An 18,277-nucleotide genomic window follows, 5' to 3' on the forward strand; every position below is an offset into this window, starting at 1 on the left:
TTTTTATGAAAAAAATGCACCATTATCTTTTATTGCTCATCGCAATGCTCGTATTGGGCGGATGTACGGAGATGAACCAAACGAAAACCTCCGATACAACAATCAATACAAGTGAACAAACAGAACAAAGTATAGCATCAGCAACTGCAGAAGAACAAACGGAAGATGGGTTTAGCACTTTAGAAAACAATAACCCAACACAAGAACGAATCGATTATTTGTTAGATAAGGCAATGTATTATTATTGGCACGGGGGAGACCTCAAGGAAAATGAACGTGAGGTTTTTGCTGGATTGACCCTTAAAGGGGATCAAGAAGTACGTGAGGAACTGCTGAAGCAAGTGATCCGCCTAGATCCAGTCACCACCGATTATCGACGATCATTAGCCAGCACAAAAGTGATCAATAATAAACTTGATGAAGCAGTGGCGATTTTCAAAAGTGTGGTTGAGCAAGAACCGGAAAACTATCAAGCACTTGTTCAGTATTACGTATATGCAGGTTTATTAGAAGGCTCTTTTGATGAAACAGTATATAAGAAAATGGAAACTTTAAATAAAGCCCAAACAGAAAAATTCAAAGATGGATTTGAACGCATAGAAGCGGTACGCAAGCAAGAAGTGCCGACTGCGATCAAAGAATACGAAGAAAATCACTTATTTATTTTACTCGGTTATGCCTTAGATGATGAAGGGCAAATGCAGGAAACGTTGATCAATCGCTTAGAGCATGCATTGAAACTTTTGGAGAAAAATCCTACAGCGAAAATCATTGTGACAGGAGGCGTTCCGAAGAAAGAGAATACGGAAGCAAAACTGATGCACCAATGGTTGATTGAAAATGGCATTGACGAGAAGCGAATTATTCAAGAAGCATTGGCAACAGATACGATTGAAAATGCCTTATTTTCAATTGATTTAGCAAATGAGCTTGATTTCAGTAATAAAATCACAGTGATTAGTTCTGCGAGTCATGTCCGCCGCGGAAAAGTTTTGTTTGAAACTGCGGATCGTATTATCAATGGTCAGCTGCATCCACAAGGAAAGCCTAAATACGAGATAGACATCATTGGTGAACCAGATAATGAAGAGCTGATCAAAACCTCAACGGAACAAGAGCGCCTTGTGATGACTATTTTTAATACTTTTGCAATTAGGGAAGGTGAGCGATTGAAATAGAAGGGGTGTATCGAAAAAAGAATGAATAGACAAAAAGCATTCAGGAATTGACTTCTTGAATGCTTTTTGTCTATTCACCTATCAAAAAAAGGTCTTTTCTTTGATTTCTACTTTCTCTCATGTGAAATCACCGTTAAAACGATGCCGAATCAGCAAAAATTCTGCAAATAAAATTATTTGTGTTATATTTGAAGGGCATCTGTTCATTTTTTTAATAATCGTTTATTTTTGATCGCGTATAGTGAGAAAAATAAACGATGCGATGGCTATTTTTTTCGCTTTAATTGATCAGCTGGGGCAGGTTTGTCCAAATAAAACCCTTGTTGAAGAAAAATCTCTTCTTCAAGTAGGTACTCATGGATATCCGAGGTTTCGACCCCTTCGACAATAAATTGGATTTTACGATTGCTGGCGATATTTCGCCAGAAGTCGATCAAAAAGAAAATCTCTTTTTGGGACAGGACTCGCAACGAGATAGGCGAAAATTTGATCACATCGATTTTATCCAGCATCGGTGCAATATTTGTCAGTGAATGAATGCCTGTCCCTACATCATCCAATGCGACAGAAAAGCGCATCTTTTTTATTTGGTTGATTTTGTTCATAAGATAGGACTTGGGATCACAGGCGATAGAAGGTTCTGTATCGTCTTCGGTGATCTCGATCAAAATACGATCATGGTAGGGAGCTAAATCAGCTAACATCAAAAAGGTTTCTGGGTAGCTGAGTTGTTGCGGGTGGATATTGAGACTGATTTTTGTTTCTTCGTTCGGATGAAGCAAGCTGAAAATTTCATTTCGATACCACTGCAGTAAACGAGTATGTAATTTTTTGTATTTGATCACTTGCTGGAAGAAGGAAAGGGGAAACCTATTTCTTTCGGTACTTCTCAATAATAATTCGTAGCCAATCACTTTCTGACTATCTGCTTTCATTTGAAAGATAGGCTGAGCATCAAAATATAATTGGGGAAATATCGATAAGAGTTCTTGTTCTATTTTCTCAGACATTGGTTTCTGCTCCTTTCTGGGGTCGCTTTATTTTTGGTTTCATGAAGTGCAGGAAAAAAGCTTATCTCGTGCGCTGCATCGTTAAAGAATCGAGCCTTTCAAAATCATGGGCGAACGATTTTAAAGAAAAATCTATGAAAGAAAGAAGGAGTAGTGTGTTTGTCCATCTGATTTATGCTGCGATCTATTCTGTGTTAGTCGTGAGCTTGCTCATTTCGTATGATTTGTTTATCAAGAACTTCAAAGAATTGAATTTACGCCTGTCGTTTAAAATTCTTATTGGTATTGTTTTGTTTATTTCGCAAGTCTACTTTATTATATCATTTTCTTTGAACAGTATCGGTTATGTTGCGTATGAATATACGATTCCAATCTTTATTTATTATTTTGGCATTCTCAAAGAAAAAATCTATCTGGTTGGGTTAGTACCCGTCATTTTGCTGACCTTTTTTGCATTGATCAATAAATTTGAATGGGAAGCCATGCTCTTTATTATCGGATTAAATTACATCATTTTAATCGTTACGGGCTTATTAAAGAAAAGATTTTATGGACAACCAAATCACACGGCATTTTACCTATTTTCGATTTTCGTTACGGTTGTCTCGCCGATGCTCAACGCCTTGCTTTTTTATCGCCGCGAAATTAGCGTTTGGGATGTAGTGTCTTTAGGCATTGGATCTGTGGGGATCGTTTCTTTATGGAAGTATTATTTGCAGAATCAAAAAAATTTCCTGGAAAAAATTAACACAAAAATCATTGAACGCAATTATGATGAGTTGACCAAGGTGAAAAATTTCCGCAGTCTGAACGAGGATATTTCAAAGCTGGCGCTACCTGAGAAGGACCAGCTCGTCGTGGTGATGATGGATTTAGATCATTTTAAGCGCATCAATGATCACCATGGACATCAAATCGGCAATCAAGCCCTATCCTTCTTTTCGGAAAAACTGATGACGTTTCTCTACCAGAAAAGTCCTTCCCATTTAGTCGAAGTCTATCGATATGGCGGCGAAGAATTTTTAGTCCTATTTAAAGAGAATACTTCTGATGCTGTGAAAAAAATTATTGAAGAATTCCATTTGTTTTTAAGCAATGAACAGTTGAAATTAGAAACCGCCCAACTGACCCTTTACTTTTCGGCAGGGATTTCAGAAGCAGCCTCTGCGTTAGACATTTCAGAAACCTTTTACCAAGCAGATCAAGCATTGTACGAAGCCAAAAGGAAGGGCAGAAACCGCACGATTATTTTTTCTTGAGACGTTTGCTTTTCTAAAGAAGGTTTCACAGTCTTTTCTCAAGTAGATCAGGTGTTGTAAAAAACCAAAAGGAAAGACAAGGTCGTATGATTTTTTTAGACGAATGCTTTTCAGAAGAAGTTTTAATAGAAAGACAAGGTTCGCAGGCTTCTTTGTCCAGCGTCGTAGCTTTTTCAAAAGGAAGAGAGGAAGCAATCTGGTAAGTATAACGGTTTACCGATTATCTTGAGAGGTTAATTGAAGGGAAAAAACAAGTAGAGTGCTTTTTAAGAAGTGGGAAGAAACCACTTCTTTTTTTGCACCAAGCATTGGGCAGTCGCGCTTGGCAGCATCGACTTGGTTTTCTGGCGTGTTTACAGTCTTTAAAAGCAATGGTATATTTATTTGATAAGTAAATAAAATTATTTTGTACCTGTGTGTAACGATTACTGACTAAGGAGACTTCCCTATGAAACCAATTCGACGAATACTGTACCAAAGTGTTTTGTACGTAGCTATTCCTTTGATCGTGAGTCTACTGATTGGTTACCTAGCCAAATGCTCACTCCTGATTCCTGCATCCATTATTTATGGCGTTCTTTTAGTGTTTATGATCCCTTCCGACAGCTTTTTATCAAGCAGCGTGGACTACCAAACGAGAAGCATGAATCCAAGTTTTCGTCCTCCGCCATTAAAGAGAAGGTTTGAAAGTGCGCCAGAGATGATCAATTTCCTCTTCGTTTTAACGGCACTGGTTTTGTGTTTGCTGCTCTTATTGGTTGGGTAAAGGGAATTCATAGAAATCATGTACTAAGAAGAATGACAAAAAGAAGAGGAGAACAGCGATGAAATTACTCAAACAAATCAATTTGATGGATGATAAAAAAACAATAAAGAGATTGAATCTCGCGGCGATCCCTAGTTTTATTTTTTTCTATGTGTTCTTTACACTCTTTGTCTTAGGTGGTCATGGGTCAAATGCTGAAACTTCGTTTGTTTTCGATCTTTTGATCTTAATGGTTGCGTATTTTATTCTCATCATTATTCATGAATTGATCCATGGTGTCTTCTTCAAGCTTTTTGACCCCAAAGGGAAGGTAAAGTTTGGGTTCAAAAATGGCGTAGCATATGCTACGAGTCCCCATTCCTTTTATTCAAAAGGGAAATTTGCCATCATTTTATTGGCGCCATTCCTTGGCATTTCTGTGGGACTCTTTCTATTTTATTTATTTGGCTGGTTGACGGCATCTCTTTTTATCTTGATTGCTGCCGCACATGCCGCTTCTTGTGTGGGAGACTTTTACTTTCTTTTTCTGATTGTTAAAGCACCAGCGAACAGTTGTGTAGAAGATACTGAAGTGGGGCTGAATATTTATCAAGGAGAGTAGTTTATTTTTCAATTGATCTTGGCAAAATCAAAGAGCAAGAAAATGTATGCTAGAAAATCTCTTACAAAAAAACAAACACCTCAAAAGTGTTTGTTTTTTTATAGGACTGTTTATAAAAAACGTATATAGCAAGAAGACTGTTCGGTCGACAAAAAGAAAACTTGTTTTAAACGATCGTTTTCTTATTAGCGCTTTACCGATACAACGGTAAGCTGCCAGCGACTTTATTGATACTCTTTTTCTTGCCTTTTAAACAAAGGCCGAAATAAGCCAGTGTTTCTGTGGGAATTGTCTCAAGCGTCTGACGGTATTGCTCATAAGAATTGGTGGTCTGAGCAACGTCGGAAAAATCAATGATGGTTACTTCTGGATCTGCTTGTTGACTGATCGATTCACGAATGGTCTGCAACTGTTCCTTGTTCGTTTTTAAGATAGGAATGGGGAAGTTGACAATGCCAAGGTGTTTTCTGCCCGTCGAATCGTAAATATCTTCTCCGATTCCTTCGGGAAACAATTTGCCTAAGGTTGCGCCTAAAATTGCTGCAGTATTTGCAACTAAGCCAATCGGTAATTGTTCATCGATAATCATGACACATTTTTCTTGGTTATTCATACGTTCTCACTCCATCTTCTTGGTAAATTGTTTGGTAAGCTTTCGGGGTGACCCCAATCAAGCTTTTAAAGATACGGGTAAAATGACTTTGGTCACTAAAACCTGACAGAAAAGCGACTTCTGCAATTGCTTCTTGTGCTTCTAGTCTTTTCTTGGCAGCACTGATGCGCACCGTACTTAAATATTGAAACGGCGACAGCCCATACGCTTTGGTAAACTGCCGAATCAAGACGTACTGATTCATTCCAAGAACGTCACTTAATTCACTCAAGGACAATTTTTCGGCATAATGTTGATCGATATAGGCTTTTGCCGTTGCGGCTTTATTTGACACCGGGTCCGTTTGTTCGTGGGTGAAATCCGCATACTGAACAAGCAGGTCGTGAAGCAGACAAGTAAAGCGTTCTTGCTTTTCAAACTCATCACCGTGATCCGACAGCAACAGCTGGTGCACTGCATGAAATTCCTCTTTTTCTTTCACTTGGCGAATGACCGGTTCAGGAAAGTGGGGCGTCAATTGAGTGTTAAAAATTTTTTGTACTTGTACCGCCATGTTCTCCGGGGTTAAGTGGATATTGCGGTAAACCAGCTTTTCCTCCGTGAGTTGCTGGCAGCGGTGGGCAGCCTTTGGCGGAATCAAAATCAAGTCGCCTGCTTCAACGATATAGCAGGTGTTTTGACAGGTGAATTGACGCGTCCCGGCTTCCATCAAGCCAATCACATAATATTCGTGCCAATGGTTAGGAAACTCCTGCTGGATGCCGTTAAATAACAAAGCTTCTACACCAAGGGTGCTATCTTGAATGATTTTTCGTTCATTTCTCATCTGCATTCTCCTTTTTGTTACTATAACAAAAGTGGTTTTTGGTGAATAGAATGATATTGACTTTTGACTATTTTTCTTGATGGAAGGCACTTGATTGGGAATGAGAAAAAGGGCTAGAGAAGTCGGGAAAGAGCGGATCAGCCTTGAAGAAAGAACAGCAGGTTATTTTGACGATTCTATGGAATGAATCAAAACAAATGGACCATGCGCCGTGAAAAAAATAATGATAAATCCTTGGCATTTGAAAGTTTTATTGATGGAAGTATGGTACCATTTGACTGCAGTAAAGTTTGTGACGGTGGCTATCTTTGAAAGGTGGTGGTGCTTATGAATGTAAGTACTAACTCTTCAGAAAGGAGAAGCCTTTTTGTCCACAGCGGAAGCAATCGGGCTAATGATCAGTTTTGGTACATTTACCGCCATGCTGATCTTTGGTATCCGAGCCGCAGTGAAAAATGACAAAAAAAAATAACCGTCAACTTTAACAGGGAAACGGTTATTTTTTAAATAATAAAAAACTGTTGCCTTCTTAAAAGGTGCGAAAGAGGAGTTGGTGACGCAACTCCTTTTTATATGGAGCGTGTAACAAAATTGCAAAATCTGTTCAACGGATTGCTGATTTTTTAGACAGCTACTGATAGGTCTTTAAGGAGTCCTTTACAATACGCAATCCTTTTTCTAACACCTCTAAATGATTTGATGACAGGGACAATCGAATAAATGGGTCCATTTGCTTTTGGGTCGTAAAACGATTGGAATGATAGATGCGCACGCCCTTTGCCAAATAGTCTTGTTCAATATCGAATTGAGCAACATCTGAGCGAATCGGTAAATGACGATAATAGGGATAGACTGCTGGTTTTGATTGACAGTCAAAGACAGCATCAAAAAGTGCATTCGCTTGTTTCGTAAGAGCAAATTTTTGATGAAGAATGGTTTGCGCCACTTCACTGTTCAAAACCTCGGTAACGATCTCTGCCTCCAAAGGTGAGGTTTTTACATTGATCGTGAAAATGGCCTGTTCGATTTTCCCTCGGACCGCTTCTGGAAAAACAAGATAAGCGATCCGCAGTCCCGAACAGATAAATTTGGTCATTCCAGAAAGATAAATGACTTGTTGAGGGAGCAGCGCTTGAAAGGGAGCGATCACTTTATTTTGTTGATACGTCGTTAAAAAAGAATGAATATCATCTTCGATCACCCACAATGATTCTTCTTCGATAATTGTTGCGAGTGCTTTTCGTCTGGACTCGGTGATTTGAAAACCAATCGGATTATTGCAAGAAGGCATCACGAAGAGTCCGTGTATTTTTTTCTTGCGGCATTCTTGTGCAAGTACTTCCGGACGCATTCCTTCCTGATCGTAATCGATAGGAACAATTTCTAAATGGAAGAGGTGTGCCAACTCAATAAAATTTGAGTACGTGTAACGATCAACTGCGATCCGATCTCCTGGAGAAAATAAAGCTGCCAAGGCAATCGCTAAGCCGTTTTGTACACCAGAAACAATCGCAGTCGTGTCTTTGTCTGCTTTGACCCCTTGCGTCCTTAACCAGTTGCTGGCGGTCGTCAATTGATAATCGGATCCTTGAGGTTCTCGATAATTCATGATCCCAACAATATTTGAATGATTGACGACTTTTTGAATCGTGGGCAGTATCAAGGAATTGCATTCTTCAAAGGAACTGACGAGTCCCAGATCAATGATGTGCGTTGCCACATTGCTGGTAGAAATAGAGATCGAGTCGAATGCATTGGCAGAAACATAAGTGCCGCTGCCAATCTGGCTATAGAGAATTCCTTTCTCGACACCATATCTATAGGCTTGACCAATCGTAGTGAAATTAAGATCTAAGAAATCTGCTAACTCTCTTTGAGAGGGTAAGCGGGTATTTTTGGCGAGCTTGCCAGAGAGGATATCTTCTTCTAAGCGCTTGATCAAGGAACGATAAAAGGGACGGGTAAGCTGCGTTTTGTCTGGGCGCCAACTAAGGGCATAATCTTCATAAGAATTGATGGGCATAAGAACACCTCCTAAATTGTATTCCATACAATTATATCATTGATTGTATGAATTGCTGAGAGTAGGATATTGAAAAAAGGAGGAATTTTTATGGAGATTATAACAGAAGAAGAGATTTTACGTGAACTGACATTTCCTGAAGCCATTTCGGCTATGAAAAACTGCTTTCGTGATTTTGAGCAGCAAGCTGTTTCTCAATGGCAAAGAGCGGTATTGCCGTTGCCAGACCAAAAGCAAGGAAATCTCTTTGCTTTAATGCCCGCTTACTTAGGTCCGAACCGAGTGTATGGCGCAAAAATCATGTCCTTTTTCCCAGAGAACGGAACGTTACAGCTGCCGACTCATTTAGGACAAATTCTTTTGCTTGATAGTCAGAATGGGGCGCCACTCACGTTAATGGATGCGAATAGTATTACTTGGATTCGCACGGCAGCAGTATCAGCAGTAGCGACGAATTATTTAGCAAAGAAAGAAGCGACCAAATTGTCACTAATTGGTGCGGGACATCAAGCTTCCTCCCATCTACAAGCGATGCTGACTATTCGTCCGATCCACACTGTATTTGTTTATGATCTAGATAAAAGAAAACTAGCGAACTTTGTTGAATCAGTCAAGAAAACTTATCCGCAGCTGCAGGTTATTGCCTGTAAACATCTGATGGAAGCGACACGTGAGACCGATATTATTTGTACCTTAACACCTAGCAAGCAGGCGTTTTTGGATAAAGATATGGTTTCACCTGGCACTCATATCAATGCGATCGGAACCTTTACCCCAGAAACACGGGAACTCACCAGTGATTTAGTGGCTTCGGCTAGTGTATATGTGGATGATTATCAAGCAACACTGCAAGAAAGCGGCGATCTTCTGATTCCAATCGCAGAACAATCCTTTCATCCTGCTGCTATCAAAGGGTTGTTAGGGGAATTAGTTACTCATAAATGTCACGGACGAGAGACAAAACAAGAATGCACGGTTTTTGATGCGGTGGGACTCGCAGTAGAAGATCTCTATTGCGCAGAGTACGTATACAACAAACGAAAGGGAGTAGGAAAATGAACTTAGCGTATTACGTAGTAGATGCTTTTGCCACAAAGGTTTTTGAAGGAAATCCAGCGGCCGTTTTTATTTTACCAGAGTGGCTGCCAGAAAATCTGATGCAGAAAATCGCGATCGAAAACAATTTATCGGAAACAGCCTTCGCCGTAAAAGAAACAGACTCTTATAGCCTTCGCTGGTTTACACCGGATCGTGAAATTGATCTTTGCGGACATGCAACGTTGGCAACAGCGTTTGTGCTGTTTCATTATTATGAACCTCAACGAACTTCTATCGTTTTCCAAACAAAATATAGCGGACAGCTGCGGGTGACGAAGGAAGGGGAGCTTTTATCACTGGATTTTCCAGCGATTCTCCCAGAAAAAACGGCGATATTGCCTGTATATGAAGAAGCGATCGGTGCCAAAATCAACGAGGCTTACTTGGCAAGAGATCTTTTCTTTGTGTTGGATAATGAAACCCAGATTCAACAGTTAACACCTAATTTTTCTTTCATAAAAACCTTTGAGCAAGGGGTCGGTGTGATCGTGACAGCTCCTGGGGAAACGGTCGATTTTGTTTCTCGAACCTTCTTTCCTAAGTTGACGATTGATGAAGATCCTGTTTGCGGATCGGCTCATTCGAACCTGATCCCCTATTGGAGCAGCCGATTGAACAAGACCCAAATGACCGCAAAGCAACTCTCTGCACGAGGAGGATTTCTTGAGTGTACCTTAGCAGATGAACGGGTGATCATTGGCGGAAAAGGTGTGCTTTATGCGAAAGGAACCTGTTTCTTATAAGCAATCTAGATTTCATTTTCCTAGAGTTTAGTCCACTTTTGCCATCTGTTTCTATTACTTATCACTTTTGAAAGGCGAATCATCAAGCTGATTCGCCTTTTTTGCGTTAAAAAACAAATAATGGTCTTCGCATATCCTCTTTTTATGTAAAAATGGTATGGTAATCCTTGAAATCACCTCTTCGGTCCATCGTTTAAAAAAAACGGAGTTTCAGTTGTACCGAGAAATGATGGCGATTTCATTTTGTGCAAGCTATAGTTTAGGTGGGGGTAGCAAATATGATTCATTTCAAATTGACGTATCTGTTTTCAGAACCAAATGTTGAGGCGTTTCTTGATTTGACGAAGTGGAGGGATGAGGATTTTTTGGCGGAGATTGCCAAAATCAATCAAATCACTGAACAGCGGTTGAATCAACGAATCATGATTCATGAGGGAGAAGTTTTGATTCCTTCACTGATTCAACGAAAATGGCCGGAAATTCTTTTCGATGTCCAGAAGAATACGTTATTTTTTTCGGAAGAAGAGCGGCGGTCCATGATTTATCTTCTGACTTTTTCAGCAGTGAAAGATTTATCCGTCTATCAGTTTCAAGAGCTGTTCTATGTCAGTAAAAATACGATTTTGAAGGATGTAAAGGGGATCAGAGAGGAACTTGCAGCTTTCAAGATTCAACTATTGTACTCTCGAAAATATGGCTTTTATCTAGAGGGAGAGGAATATCAGATTCGCGCTCTTGCCTTTCGAAAGGTCAGCACGTTATCCAATACGAAAAACGGGAACTTGCTCTTATTTGAGGGAATCTATGAGCAGGATAAAACGATCTATGTTCAAATCAGAGATCGTTTGTCCGCAACACTGACTGATTTCAATCTGGTGATCGTTCCGAGTCGCTTCGAAGAAATGCTTTATTTTCTTAATTATCTATCCTTTCGGATGGCAGAAACGGCTGTTTCTTTAGCGGAGACAGAAATACCGCTGCTCCAGTCGCTGCATGTCCATCAAGTCAGTCAGCAGTTTTTAGCAGAATTTCCTGACATCAAAGATCGGAAAACAGAAGAACTTTATGTAACGATCCTGTTGAAAACGATTCTGCAAGGAGATATCGAAGATACTTCATTAGAGTTTTTATTGGAATGTGCCAGTAAGATCATTCATGAAATGGAACGGCTGGCAGCTATCGAGTTTGTGGACTATCGCACCCTTTTGATGAACACATTTTATCATCTTGTCCCAGCGTATTTTCGAATCCGCTACGGTTTTCCACTGGAGAATGTACTGATTGAAGAAATCAAGCTGCAATACAATGAGTTGTTTGAACTGACGAGACGAGCACTGGGTTCTTTAGAAGACCTAGTCGGCACGATCCCTGATGAAGAAATCGGTTATTTTACGATTTTGTTTGGTGGAGAAATCAGTAAACAAAAGGCCAAACGTGATTACTTCCAACTGAATGCATTAGTCGTTTGTCCCAGTGGCATCAGTTCATCCTTGATTTTGGAATCAGAATTAAAGGAACTGTTTCCCCAGATCCATTTTTTGCCGGCTCGTTCGATCGAAGAGTATGAAAATGTTCGGTTTAATGAAGAGATTGATCTTATTTTTTCCAGTGCGCCGATCAAAACCAAACGACCCTGTTATGTGATCAATCCGATTATGACACCCATTGAGAAGGATGAACTGGTTAAAAACGTACAAGCGGCATTTTTCCCTTCAAAAAATGGATTGCATTCCATTGACGATGTGTTAGAAGTGATTTTGCCCTATGTTGATTTAAAAGCAGGAATCAGTAAGCAAAAGCTGAGAAAAATTTTGCAAAGAAAAATCAATCGAGAATTGAATAGAAGGGAAGACCAACGTCCGATGTTATCAGATTTATTAACAGCAGAAACCATCCAATTTACCGAGGTGCCGCTGACTTGGCAAGAAGCCATTCGAGCAGCTGCTGCGCCATTAAAAAAGACCAATAAAATTGAGGAGCAGTATATTACCGCCATGATCAATAAAGTGGTGGATCACGGTCCTTTTATCCATATTGGAAAAGGCATCGCTTTGCCTCATGCACGTCCAGAAGATGGGGTCAATGCCATCGGGATGTCGTTATTAAAAGTCAAAGAACCAGTGCTTTTGAATGATGATCCGCAACACCCCATTCACGTGTTTATATGTTTGGCGGCGGTTGACAATGAACTCCATCTAAAAGCGTTAGCGAGTTTGACTAAAATTTTGTCGAATAATGAAAAACTAACTGCGTTACTTTCCGCAACCAATGCGGATCAAATAATTGAAGTGATTAGAGAAGGAGAAGATGAAAAATGAAATTTGCAGCAGTGTGTGGGTCAGGATTAGGATCAAGTTTTATGGTGGAGATGAATATCAATTCTGTTTTAAATGAATTGGGTGTCTCAGGCGTGGAAGTGTCCCATTATGATTTAGGAAGTGCCGCACCCGATATGGCGGATGTTTTCTTCGTTGGCGGCGATTTAGCCGATAGTGCGCAGCATCTAGGTGAGATCGTAGTTTTAGACAGTATTATCGATCTCGATGAATTGAAGCAAAAGGTTCAAGCCGTTTGTCAGGAAAAAGGATTATTATAAAAAGGAGTAGACAGTCATGAACGAATTTTTAGATATTCTTGTTGATATCGCCAGTACCCCAGCGATCTTAGTTGCGCTGATCGCTGTTTTGGGGAATGTGCTGCAGAAAAAAGACATTGCCACGATCGTCAAAGGGGGGATCAAAACCTTTGTTGGGTTTCTCGTGGTCACTGCCGGGGCTGGGGTGATCTAAAGCTCTCTGGCGCCATTTGGGGAGATGTTCCAAGCAGCCTTTAACATGCAAGGGGTCGTACCAAATAACGAAGCGATCGTTGCGCTAGCGTTGACGACTTACGGCACCTATACCGCACTTATTATGTTAGCAGGAATGGCCTTCAATATTTTGATTGCCCGTATCACTCGCTTTAAATACATTTATTTGACTGGGCATGCCACGTTGTATATGGCTTGCATGATTGCGGTGATTTTGAGCGTTACTGGAATGAATACTTTTAATCTAGTTTTATTTGGCGGCTTAGCGTTAGGGATCTGTAACACGATTTTCCCAGCGATCGCACAACCGTTTACTCGAGAAATTACTAAAAATGATTCCGTCGCATTGGGGCATACGGGGAACTTCGGCTACGCATTGAGCGGGTTGATTGGGAAATACGTCGGCAATAAGGAAAAATCTACCGAAGACATCAATTTTCCGAAAGGTCTGTCTTTCTTGCGGGATTCTACTGTTAGTATCACGATTACGATGGCGGTTGTATACGTGATCGTAGCAATTTTTGCTGGGAGTGAATTTATTACGGAAAATCTTAGCAATGGCACGAACTCGATCATTTATTCGTTGCAGCAAGCAGGTTCGTTTGCCGCTGGTGTCTTTGTGATTTTAGCTGGTGTCCGTCTGATTTTGGCAGAAATCGTACCAGCCTTTAAAGGGATTTCTGAAAAGCTTGTTCCTAATGCGATTCCTGCATTGGATTGTCCAATCGTCTTTCCTTATGCGCCAAATGCTGTTCTGATTGGTTTTCTAACCAGTTTTGTCGGAGGGATCGTTAGTTTGATCATCATGGTCTTCACAGGAACAACCGTTATTATTCCAGGTGTCGTGCCCCATTTCTTCTGCGGCGCTACAGCAGGTGTTTACGGCAATGCAACGGGTGGTGTGCGAGGCGCCGTCATTGGGTCCTTTATTCATGGAATCATTATCAGCTTCATGCCGATCTTGTTGATGCCAGTCATGGGCGATCTTGGGTTCCAAGGATCAACTTTCTCTGATACTGACTATGGGGTTGCAGGGATCTTCCTAGGAAACTTAGCCAATATGGGCGGTCAAATCGCCATCTTCTCAGGGATAATTGCGGTAGTCGCGGTCTTGATCGGATTGACGATTCTCAAGAAAAACAGTCGGGCAAAATCTGTTTCTGAATAAATAGAGGATGGAGGGATAAATAGTGGCAATCAGTGAACAAAAATGCCACGAGCTCGAAGAATTAGCGGCAAAGATTCGTTTAGATACCCTTTGCAGCATCAAGAAAATGGGGCAAGGCCATCTGGGCGGTTCCTTTTCAATTGTTGAACTACTGGCCGTTTTGTACGGCAAACAGCTGCGGATCAATCCACAAGATCCACAGTGGGCGGACCGTGACCGACTCGTCTTGTCAAAAGGACATGCTGGCGCCGCACTGTATAGTGCATTAGCAAATACGGGCTATTTTGATCGGTCGTGGTTATGGACGATCAATGAGGGCGGCACGAGACTGCCTTCCCATCCGGATCGCTGGAAAACGCCGGGGGTTGATGCCACCACAGGTTCACTGGGGCAGGGAACTTCCATGGCTGCTGGGATCGCGACAGGCCTGCGCTTGGCAGGCAAGAACAGTTTTGTTTATTTGATCGTTGGAGATGGTGAACTAAATGAAGGACAGTGCTGGGAAGCCTTCCTATACATTGCTCACTTTAAACTGAATCACTGTATCGTCATTATTGATGACAACAAAAAACAGCTAGATGGGCCAACCAAAGACATTCTTGATCCTTTTGATATCCAGCAGAAGATGACTGCTTTTGGCTTTTATACAGAAAAAGTTCCAGGGGCAGACATGCAAGCCATTGATGAGGCAATCGAGCGCTGCAAAGCAATCGAAGACCAAGCGGTTTGCATTGTCTTGGACAGCGTGAAAGGACAAGGCGTTCCTTTCTTTGAAGAACTAGATGCCAATCACTCCGTGAAGTTTACCACGGATGAGATCAATCAAGCGGCAGAAGCGGCAATCAAAGAATTGACGATAAAAATCGAAGGAGGACGCTAAGGCATGTTTACATTAAGCAAAACCACTGCTGCTGCTAAAGAGCTGCGAACTTGTGTCGTTGACACATTGCTGGAACTCATGGATGAAAATAACCAGCTAGTTGCGTTAGATGCCGACCTTGGTTCTGCCAGCGGCTGGACCACGATTGCCAACAAACATCCCCAACGCTTTATCAACATGTGGATCGCGGAAGCCAATATGGTTGGTGTCGCGGCTGGCTTGAGTTTAACTGGTTATACACCTTTTATCCACACCTTTGGGCCATTTGCAACGCGTCGGGTATTCGATCAGCTGTTTATTTCTGGCGGCTATGGCGGCAATACGATCAATATTTACGGTTCTGATCCAGGGTTTGCAGTCGGGCACAACGGCGGCACCCATACGACATGGGAAGATGTGGCTTTGATGCGAATGATTCCCCAGTCGATCGTCTGCGATGCAGCGGATGAAGTCCAAATGGCTTGGATCATAAACACCTTTAGCCAATTATCAGGCATTCATTACGTACGAGGCAATCGGAAAGCGGTTCCGACGATTTATGAAAAAGGCTCGACCTTTGAACTAGGAAAAGGCAATATTTTAAGACCAGGCGATGAACTGTTGTTGATTGCCAGCGGCCAATTGGTTTCTGAAACACTGCAAGTGGTAGAAGAATTAGCAGAAATAGGAATCAGCTGCGAAGTGATCGATATGTTTACCATCAAACCAATCGATAAAGAATTGATCCTCCGCGAAGTTCAGGGGAAACGGCAAGTCATCACCATCGAAAACCATTCTATTATCGGTGGACTAGGGAGTGCCGTCGCCGAAGTGCTTGCTGAAACTGGCAGTGCTGTCCCCTTAAAACGTATTGGTGTCAATGAACGGTTCAGTCAAGTCGGCACACCCGATTTTTTGCAAAAAGAATATGGCTTAGATGCTGCTTCAATCAAGCAGCAAATAGTCGAAGGGAAGGTTAAGGGATAGAAAAAGGAAGCATCAACGAATCAATGGTTGATGCTTCCTTTTCATTCCTTTCAGATCTTGTAAAAAAAGCGTCAAACAGCGCGTCAGTCCTGCTGTTTGACGCTTTTTTTTTATGAACTAAGACAAAAACCAGCGCCGTAAGTTTTCTGCTTCGGTTAATGGAAAATAGAACAGCTTACTTTCGGTGAGAGTATCTTCGGTTTTGATGGTTAGCTGTGACTTGCCAAGCCCTCTTTTGTGCTGCCAATGCGTGGTGGTGACAGTGAAATCTTGGATTTTATTTTTCTTCAGATAAGCGGTCACCTTCGTAAGACCGCGGATCGTTTGGCACAACAATACGTGGTTATCTAAAAATTGATAGCCTTGTATTTTGCCTCGCCAGATGCTTGATAACACGAAGGAGCCAAAGAACACGAAGAAAATCAGCGCTATCCACCAGAAAAAGAAGGCAGAGATTCCTACAGCAAGCAGTCCGATCAGCAGCGGCCAACGGCAGAAGTACCAAAAGTTGGGTCGTGGATTTTTCACTAGAGCGGTTTGTTGAAACGACCATTCGGGTAAAAAGCGGGTCAATGTTTCGGTCAGCTGCGCCTCTTTCAAAATGGGGAATAGATAGACCGTATCATCGCTTTCTGACGAACTGCCAGCAGCCAGCAGTAATTTGACGGAGCTTAGATGAAAGATTCTTCGATAAAGATTTTGTTCGACACTCAGCCCTTGGATCCTAGCGAGGGGAATCGTTTGGTGACGTTTAGAAAACAAGCCTTGCGTGATCAGCAGCTGTTGTTGGTTCGTTTTCACCGTAAAGCCATAATAACGGAAAAGATTTCTGGCGATCGCAAGGAAGAAAAACAAAATCAGCAGCCCGAGTAAAATTGCAGCACCTAATAAAAGGCCAAGTTGCTGCAATTCCGATGCATAGGCAAAGAGATTGGGAATGTTGTCGATCACGTTGTAGCCGATGACTAGAACCAAGGTGAAAACAGAAAAATCAGTGAGAGAAAACAAGAAAATCTCCTTGAATTTCAAAGTGAATGTTTCCAGCGGCGGCTTGGCTGACTTCTCAGCTGAAAACGCAGCATAATCGTCGGTTGGTTCTTCTCTACTAGTTGTTTGGGCAATAGGCTGTTGTGGTGTCGCGGCCGCCTTTTTTGACGCTTCGATGGAGGCAATGAGAGCCAGCGGTAATGCAGGGAAAAGAATTTCGGCTTCGCCACTCGAACTTGCGGCGCTTTCCAACTTCACTTCAGCTAGTTTAAACGGACGTAAATAAAAGTAATGATTCTCTTGAATGGTTTGGATGCGTTCAAATGGCAAAATCGTTTGTTTTTGGATAAAGAGTCCTTTGTTGACTAGCACACTCGTTTGATCGATTTGAAAGGTAAAGCGGGCGTAAGACAGTACCGCAAAAAGCAGACAGACCAGTAAAAATAGCAGAATACCGCCCAGAATCATCGGAAAAGAAGGGGCGTCGTTGAATAATTTGAATACAAGCAGAAATGCTAGTACCAGAAAATTTTTGCAATTTTTGAACCAATAAAGACCGATACACAGCAACGGCAGTCGTTGTTTTTCATAGATCATCTTTGACCACCTCGACTAAATTCATGATGGTTTCTCGCAATCGTTCGGCTTGCGCCACTGGCAAGCCTTCAATGGTGTGGTTGGTGGCAGCCGTATGAATCTGTAAGGAGACTAAAGCGTATTTTCGTAAAAAGATCCCTTGGTCCGTTTCGATGTGCTGGATTCGGCGGATCGGAATATACGTGGTGCTGCGAAATAGATAGCCACGTTGAATAGCGATATCCTTTTCTTGGATCTCGTAGCGATGGAATTTGTAACGGTAGCTCATCAGCACAAAAGAAAGCAGATGACTGATCAAAGTCAGTGCCAATAGGCTTGACCAAAGGGCGAACACCCAGAAATGAAGCCAGTTTTGCATGGATAAAAACCAAAAAGAAGTAGCGAAAAGTAAACTGAAAATGATCAGTGAAGTAATTGTCCGTAACCGCCAAACACGGATGATGGTCTGAGGCATTTGTTCATTTAATAAGGGATAATTCAAGGGAAACGTCCTTTCTATAAAAAAATGACTAATAAGTATAAATATAATGGTGCAGTGTAAGAAAAACAAGAGGCAAGGGAGAATTCAGAAAGGACAGCTGGCTCGATTGCGAAAAGATCTGTGAGAAATCTTCTTATAAAACAAGGAAGAACTGTCGTCTAGTAACCTAAAAAAAAAACCGTCTTAGATGACGGTCCTAGGGGGATCACATTCAGATGTTTTCGTTTAAAACAACCAATCATTGGTTAAAAAACTTGGATTACAGTGATCGC

At 41.5% G+C, this 18,277-nt stretch carries 17 protein-coding genes and 1 pseudogene; 12 read left to right on the forward strand and 6 right to left on the reverse strand.

Annotation, left to right across the window (positions count from 1 at the left end):
• The first annotated feature begins 5 nt into the window (after window positions 1-5).
• Entirely contained in the window at window positions 6-1,178 is a 1,173-nt protein-coding gene (locus tag IGI71_RS02705; RefSeq protein WP_368264404.1) for an ElyC/SanA/YdcF family protein, read from the forward strand.
• 266 nt (window positions 1,179-1,444) lie between these two features.
• On the opposite strand, the gene IGI71_RS02710 is transcribed toward IGI71_RS02705, so the two are convergent.
• The gene (locus tag IGI71_RS02710) at window positions 1,445-2,188 is read right to left on the reverse strand and encodes an EAL domain-containing protein (RefSeq protein WP_218212312.1); all 744 of its coding nucleotides are present in this window, start codon (window positions 2,186-2,188) and stop codon (window positions 1,445-1,447) included.
• A 134-nt stretch (window positions 2,189-2,322) separates the two neighbouring features.
• Between IGI71_RS02710 and IGI71_RS02715 the strand changes: the two genes are divergently transcribed.
• The 3 genes from IGI71_RS02715 to IGI71_RS02725 all read left to right on the forward strand — a co-directional run bounded on the left by IGI71_RS02715 (window position 2,323) and on the right by IGI71_RS02725 (window position 4,814).
• Window positions 2,323-3,447, forward strand: a complete 1,125-nt coding sequence (locus tag IGI71_RS02715; RefSeq protein WP_231473252.1) for a GGDEF domain-containing protein — start codon at window positions 2,323-2,325, stop codon at window positions 3,445-3,447.
• A 448-nt stretch (window positions 3,448-3,895) separates the two neighbouring features.
• Entirely contained in the window at window positions 3,896-4,213 is a 318-nt protein-coding gene (locus IGI71_RS02720) for a hypothetical protein (RefSeq protein WP_231473251.1), read from the forward strand.
• 58 nt (window positions 4,214-4,271) lie between these two features.
• Window positions 4,272-4,814: a DUF3267 domain-containing protein gene (locus tag IGI71_RS02725; protein WP_128489111.1), complete on the forward strand. Its 543-nt coding sequence runs from the start codon at window positions 4,272-4,274 to the stop codon at window positions 4,812-4,814.
• 193 nt (window positions 4,815-5,007) lie between these two features.
• On the opposite strand, the gene IGI71_RS02730 is transcribed toward IGI71_RS02725, so the two are convergent.
• Window positions 5,008-5,427: a DUF2000 domain-containing protein gene (locus IGI71_RS02730; protein ID WP_005232083.1), complete on the reverse strand. Its 420-nt coding sequence runs from the start codon at window positions 5,425-5,427 to the stop codon at window positions 5,008-5,010.
• Window positions 5,420-6,253, reverse strand: coding sequence for an AraC family transcriptional regulator (locus IGI71_RS02735; protein ID WP_231473250.1), 834 nt, complete (start codon window positions 6,251-6,253; stop codon window positions 5,420-5,422). The genes IGI71_RS02730 and IGI71_RS02735 overlap by 8 nt, the downstream gene beginning before the upstream one ends.
• Window positions 6,254-6,620: 367 nt before the next feature.
• Here IGI71_RS02735 and IGI71_RS02740 point away from each other — a divergent pair, with 367 nt between their 5' ends.
• A complete protein-coding gene (locus tag IGI71_RS02740) occupies window positions 6,621-6,725 on the forward strand; it encodes a putative holin-like toxin (RefSeq protein WP_411798430.1) in 105 nt (34 codons plus the stop codon).
• 159 nt (window positions 6,726-6,884) lie between these two features.
• Here IGI71_RS02740 and IGI71_RS02745 read toward each other — a convergent pair whose 3' ends face one another.
• On the reverse strand, window positions 6,885-8,276 hold the full coding sequence (locus IGI71_RS02745; protein WP_231473249.1) for a PLP-dependent aminotransferase family protein: 1,392 nt from the start codon (window positions 8,274-8,276) through the stop codon (window positions 6,885-6,887).
• Window positions 8,277-8,366: 90 nt separating this feature from the next.
• Here IGI71_RS02745 and IGI71_RS02750 point away from each other — a divergent pair, with 90 nt between their 5' ends.
• The 7 genes and pseudogenes from IGI71_RS02750 to IGI71_RS02780 all read left to right on the forward strand — a co-directional run bounded on the left by IGI71_RS02750 (window position 8,367) and on the right by IGI71_RS02780 (window position 15,940).
• Window positions 8,367-9,335, forward strand: coding sequence for an ornithine cyclodeaminase family protein (locus tag IGI71_RS02750; protein WP_231473248.1), 969 nt, complete (start codon window positions 8,367-8,369; stop codon window positions 9,333-9,335).
• On the forward strand, window positions 9,332-10,117 hold the full coding sequence (locus IGI71_RS02755; protein ID WP_231473247.1) for a PhzF family phenazine biosynthesis protein: 786 nt from the start codon (window positions 9,332-9,334) through the stop codon (window positions 10,115-10,117). Before IGI71_RS02750 ends, IGI71_RS02755 begins: the two co-directional genes overlap by 4 nt.
• Window positions 10,118-10,395: 278 nt before the next feature.
• Window positions 10,396-12,435 (forward strand): BglG family transcription antiterminator, encoded by a 2,040-nt coding sequence (locus IGI71_RS02760; RefSeq protein ID WP_270287015.1) that lies wholly within the window; start codon window positions 10,396-10,398, stop codon window positions 12,433-12,435.
• Window positions 12,432-12,713 (forward strand): PTS sugar transporter subunit IIB, encoded by a 282-nt coding sequence (locus tag IGI71_RS02765; protein ID WP_005227537.1) that lies wholly within the window; start codon window positions 12,432-12,434, stop codon window positions 12,711-12,713. The genes IGI71_RS02760 and IGI71_RS02765 overlap by 4 nt, the downstream gene beginning before the upstream one ends.
• 16 nt (window positions 12,714-12,729) lie before the next feature.
• A pseudogene (locus tag IGI71_RS02770) lies at window positions 12,730-14,094 on the forward strand (PTS ascorbate transporter subunit IIC).
• 22 nt (window positions 14,095-14,116) lie between these two features.
• Window positions 14,117-14,974 (forward strand): transketolase, encoded by an 858-nt coding sequence (locus IGI71_RS02775; RefSeq protein ID WP_368264401.1) that lies wholly within the window; start codon window positions 14,117-14,119, stop codon window positions 14,972-14,974.
• Between the two features lie 3 nt (window positions 14,975-14,977).
• Window positions 14,978-15,940, forward strand: a complete 963-nt coding sequence (locus tag IGI71_RS02780) for a transketolase family protein (protein WP_430616171.1) — start codon at window positions 14,978-14,980, stop codon at window positions 15,938-15,940.
• A gap of 117 nt (window positions 15,941-16,057) precedes the next feature.
• On the opposite strand, the gene IGI71_RS02785 is transcribed toward IGI71_RS02780, so the two are convergent.
• Together IGI71_RS02785 and IGI71_RS02790 are read right to left on the reverse strand one after the other, a co-directional pair.
• Window positions 16,058-17,524: a PH domain-containing protein gene (locus IGI71_RS02785; RefSeq protein ID WP_231473243.1), complete on the reverse strand. Its 1,467-nt coding sequence runs from the start codon at window positions 17,522-17,524 to the stop codon at window positions 16,058-16,060.
• Window positions 17,514-18,005, reverse strand: coding sequence for a PH domain-containing protein (locus IGI71_RS02790; protein ID WP_118215562.1), 492 nt, complete (start codon window positions 18,003-18,005; stop codon window positions 17,514-17,516). The genes IGI71_RS02785 and IGI71_RS02790 overlap by 11 nt, the downstream gene beginning before the upstream one ends.
• Window positions 18,006-18,277 lie beyond the last annotated feature (272 nt).

This window comes from Enterococcus sp. DIV1279b (genome assembly GCF_050531515.1).
In the GTDB taxonomy this organism is placed as follows: Bacteria; Bacillota; Bacilli; order Lactobacillales; family Enterococcaceae; genus Enterococcus_D; species Enterococcus_D casseliflavus.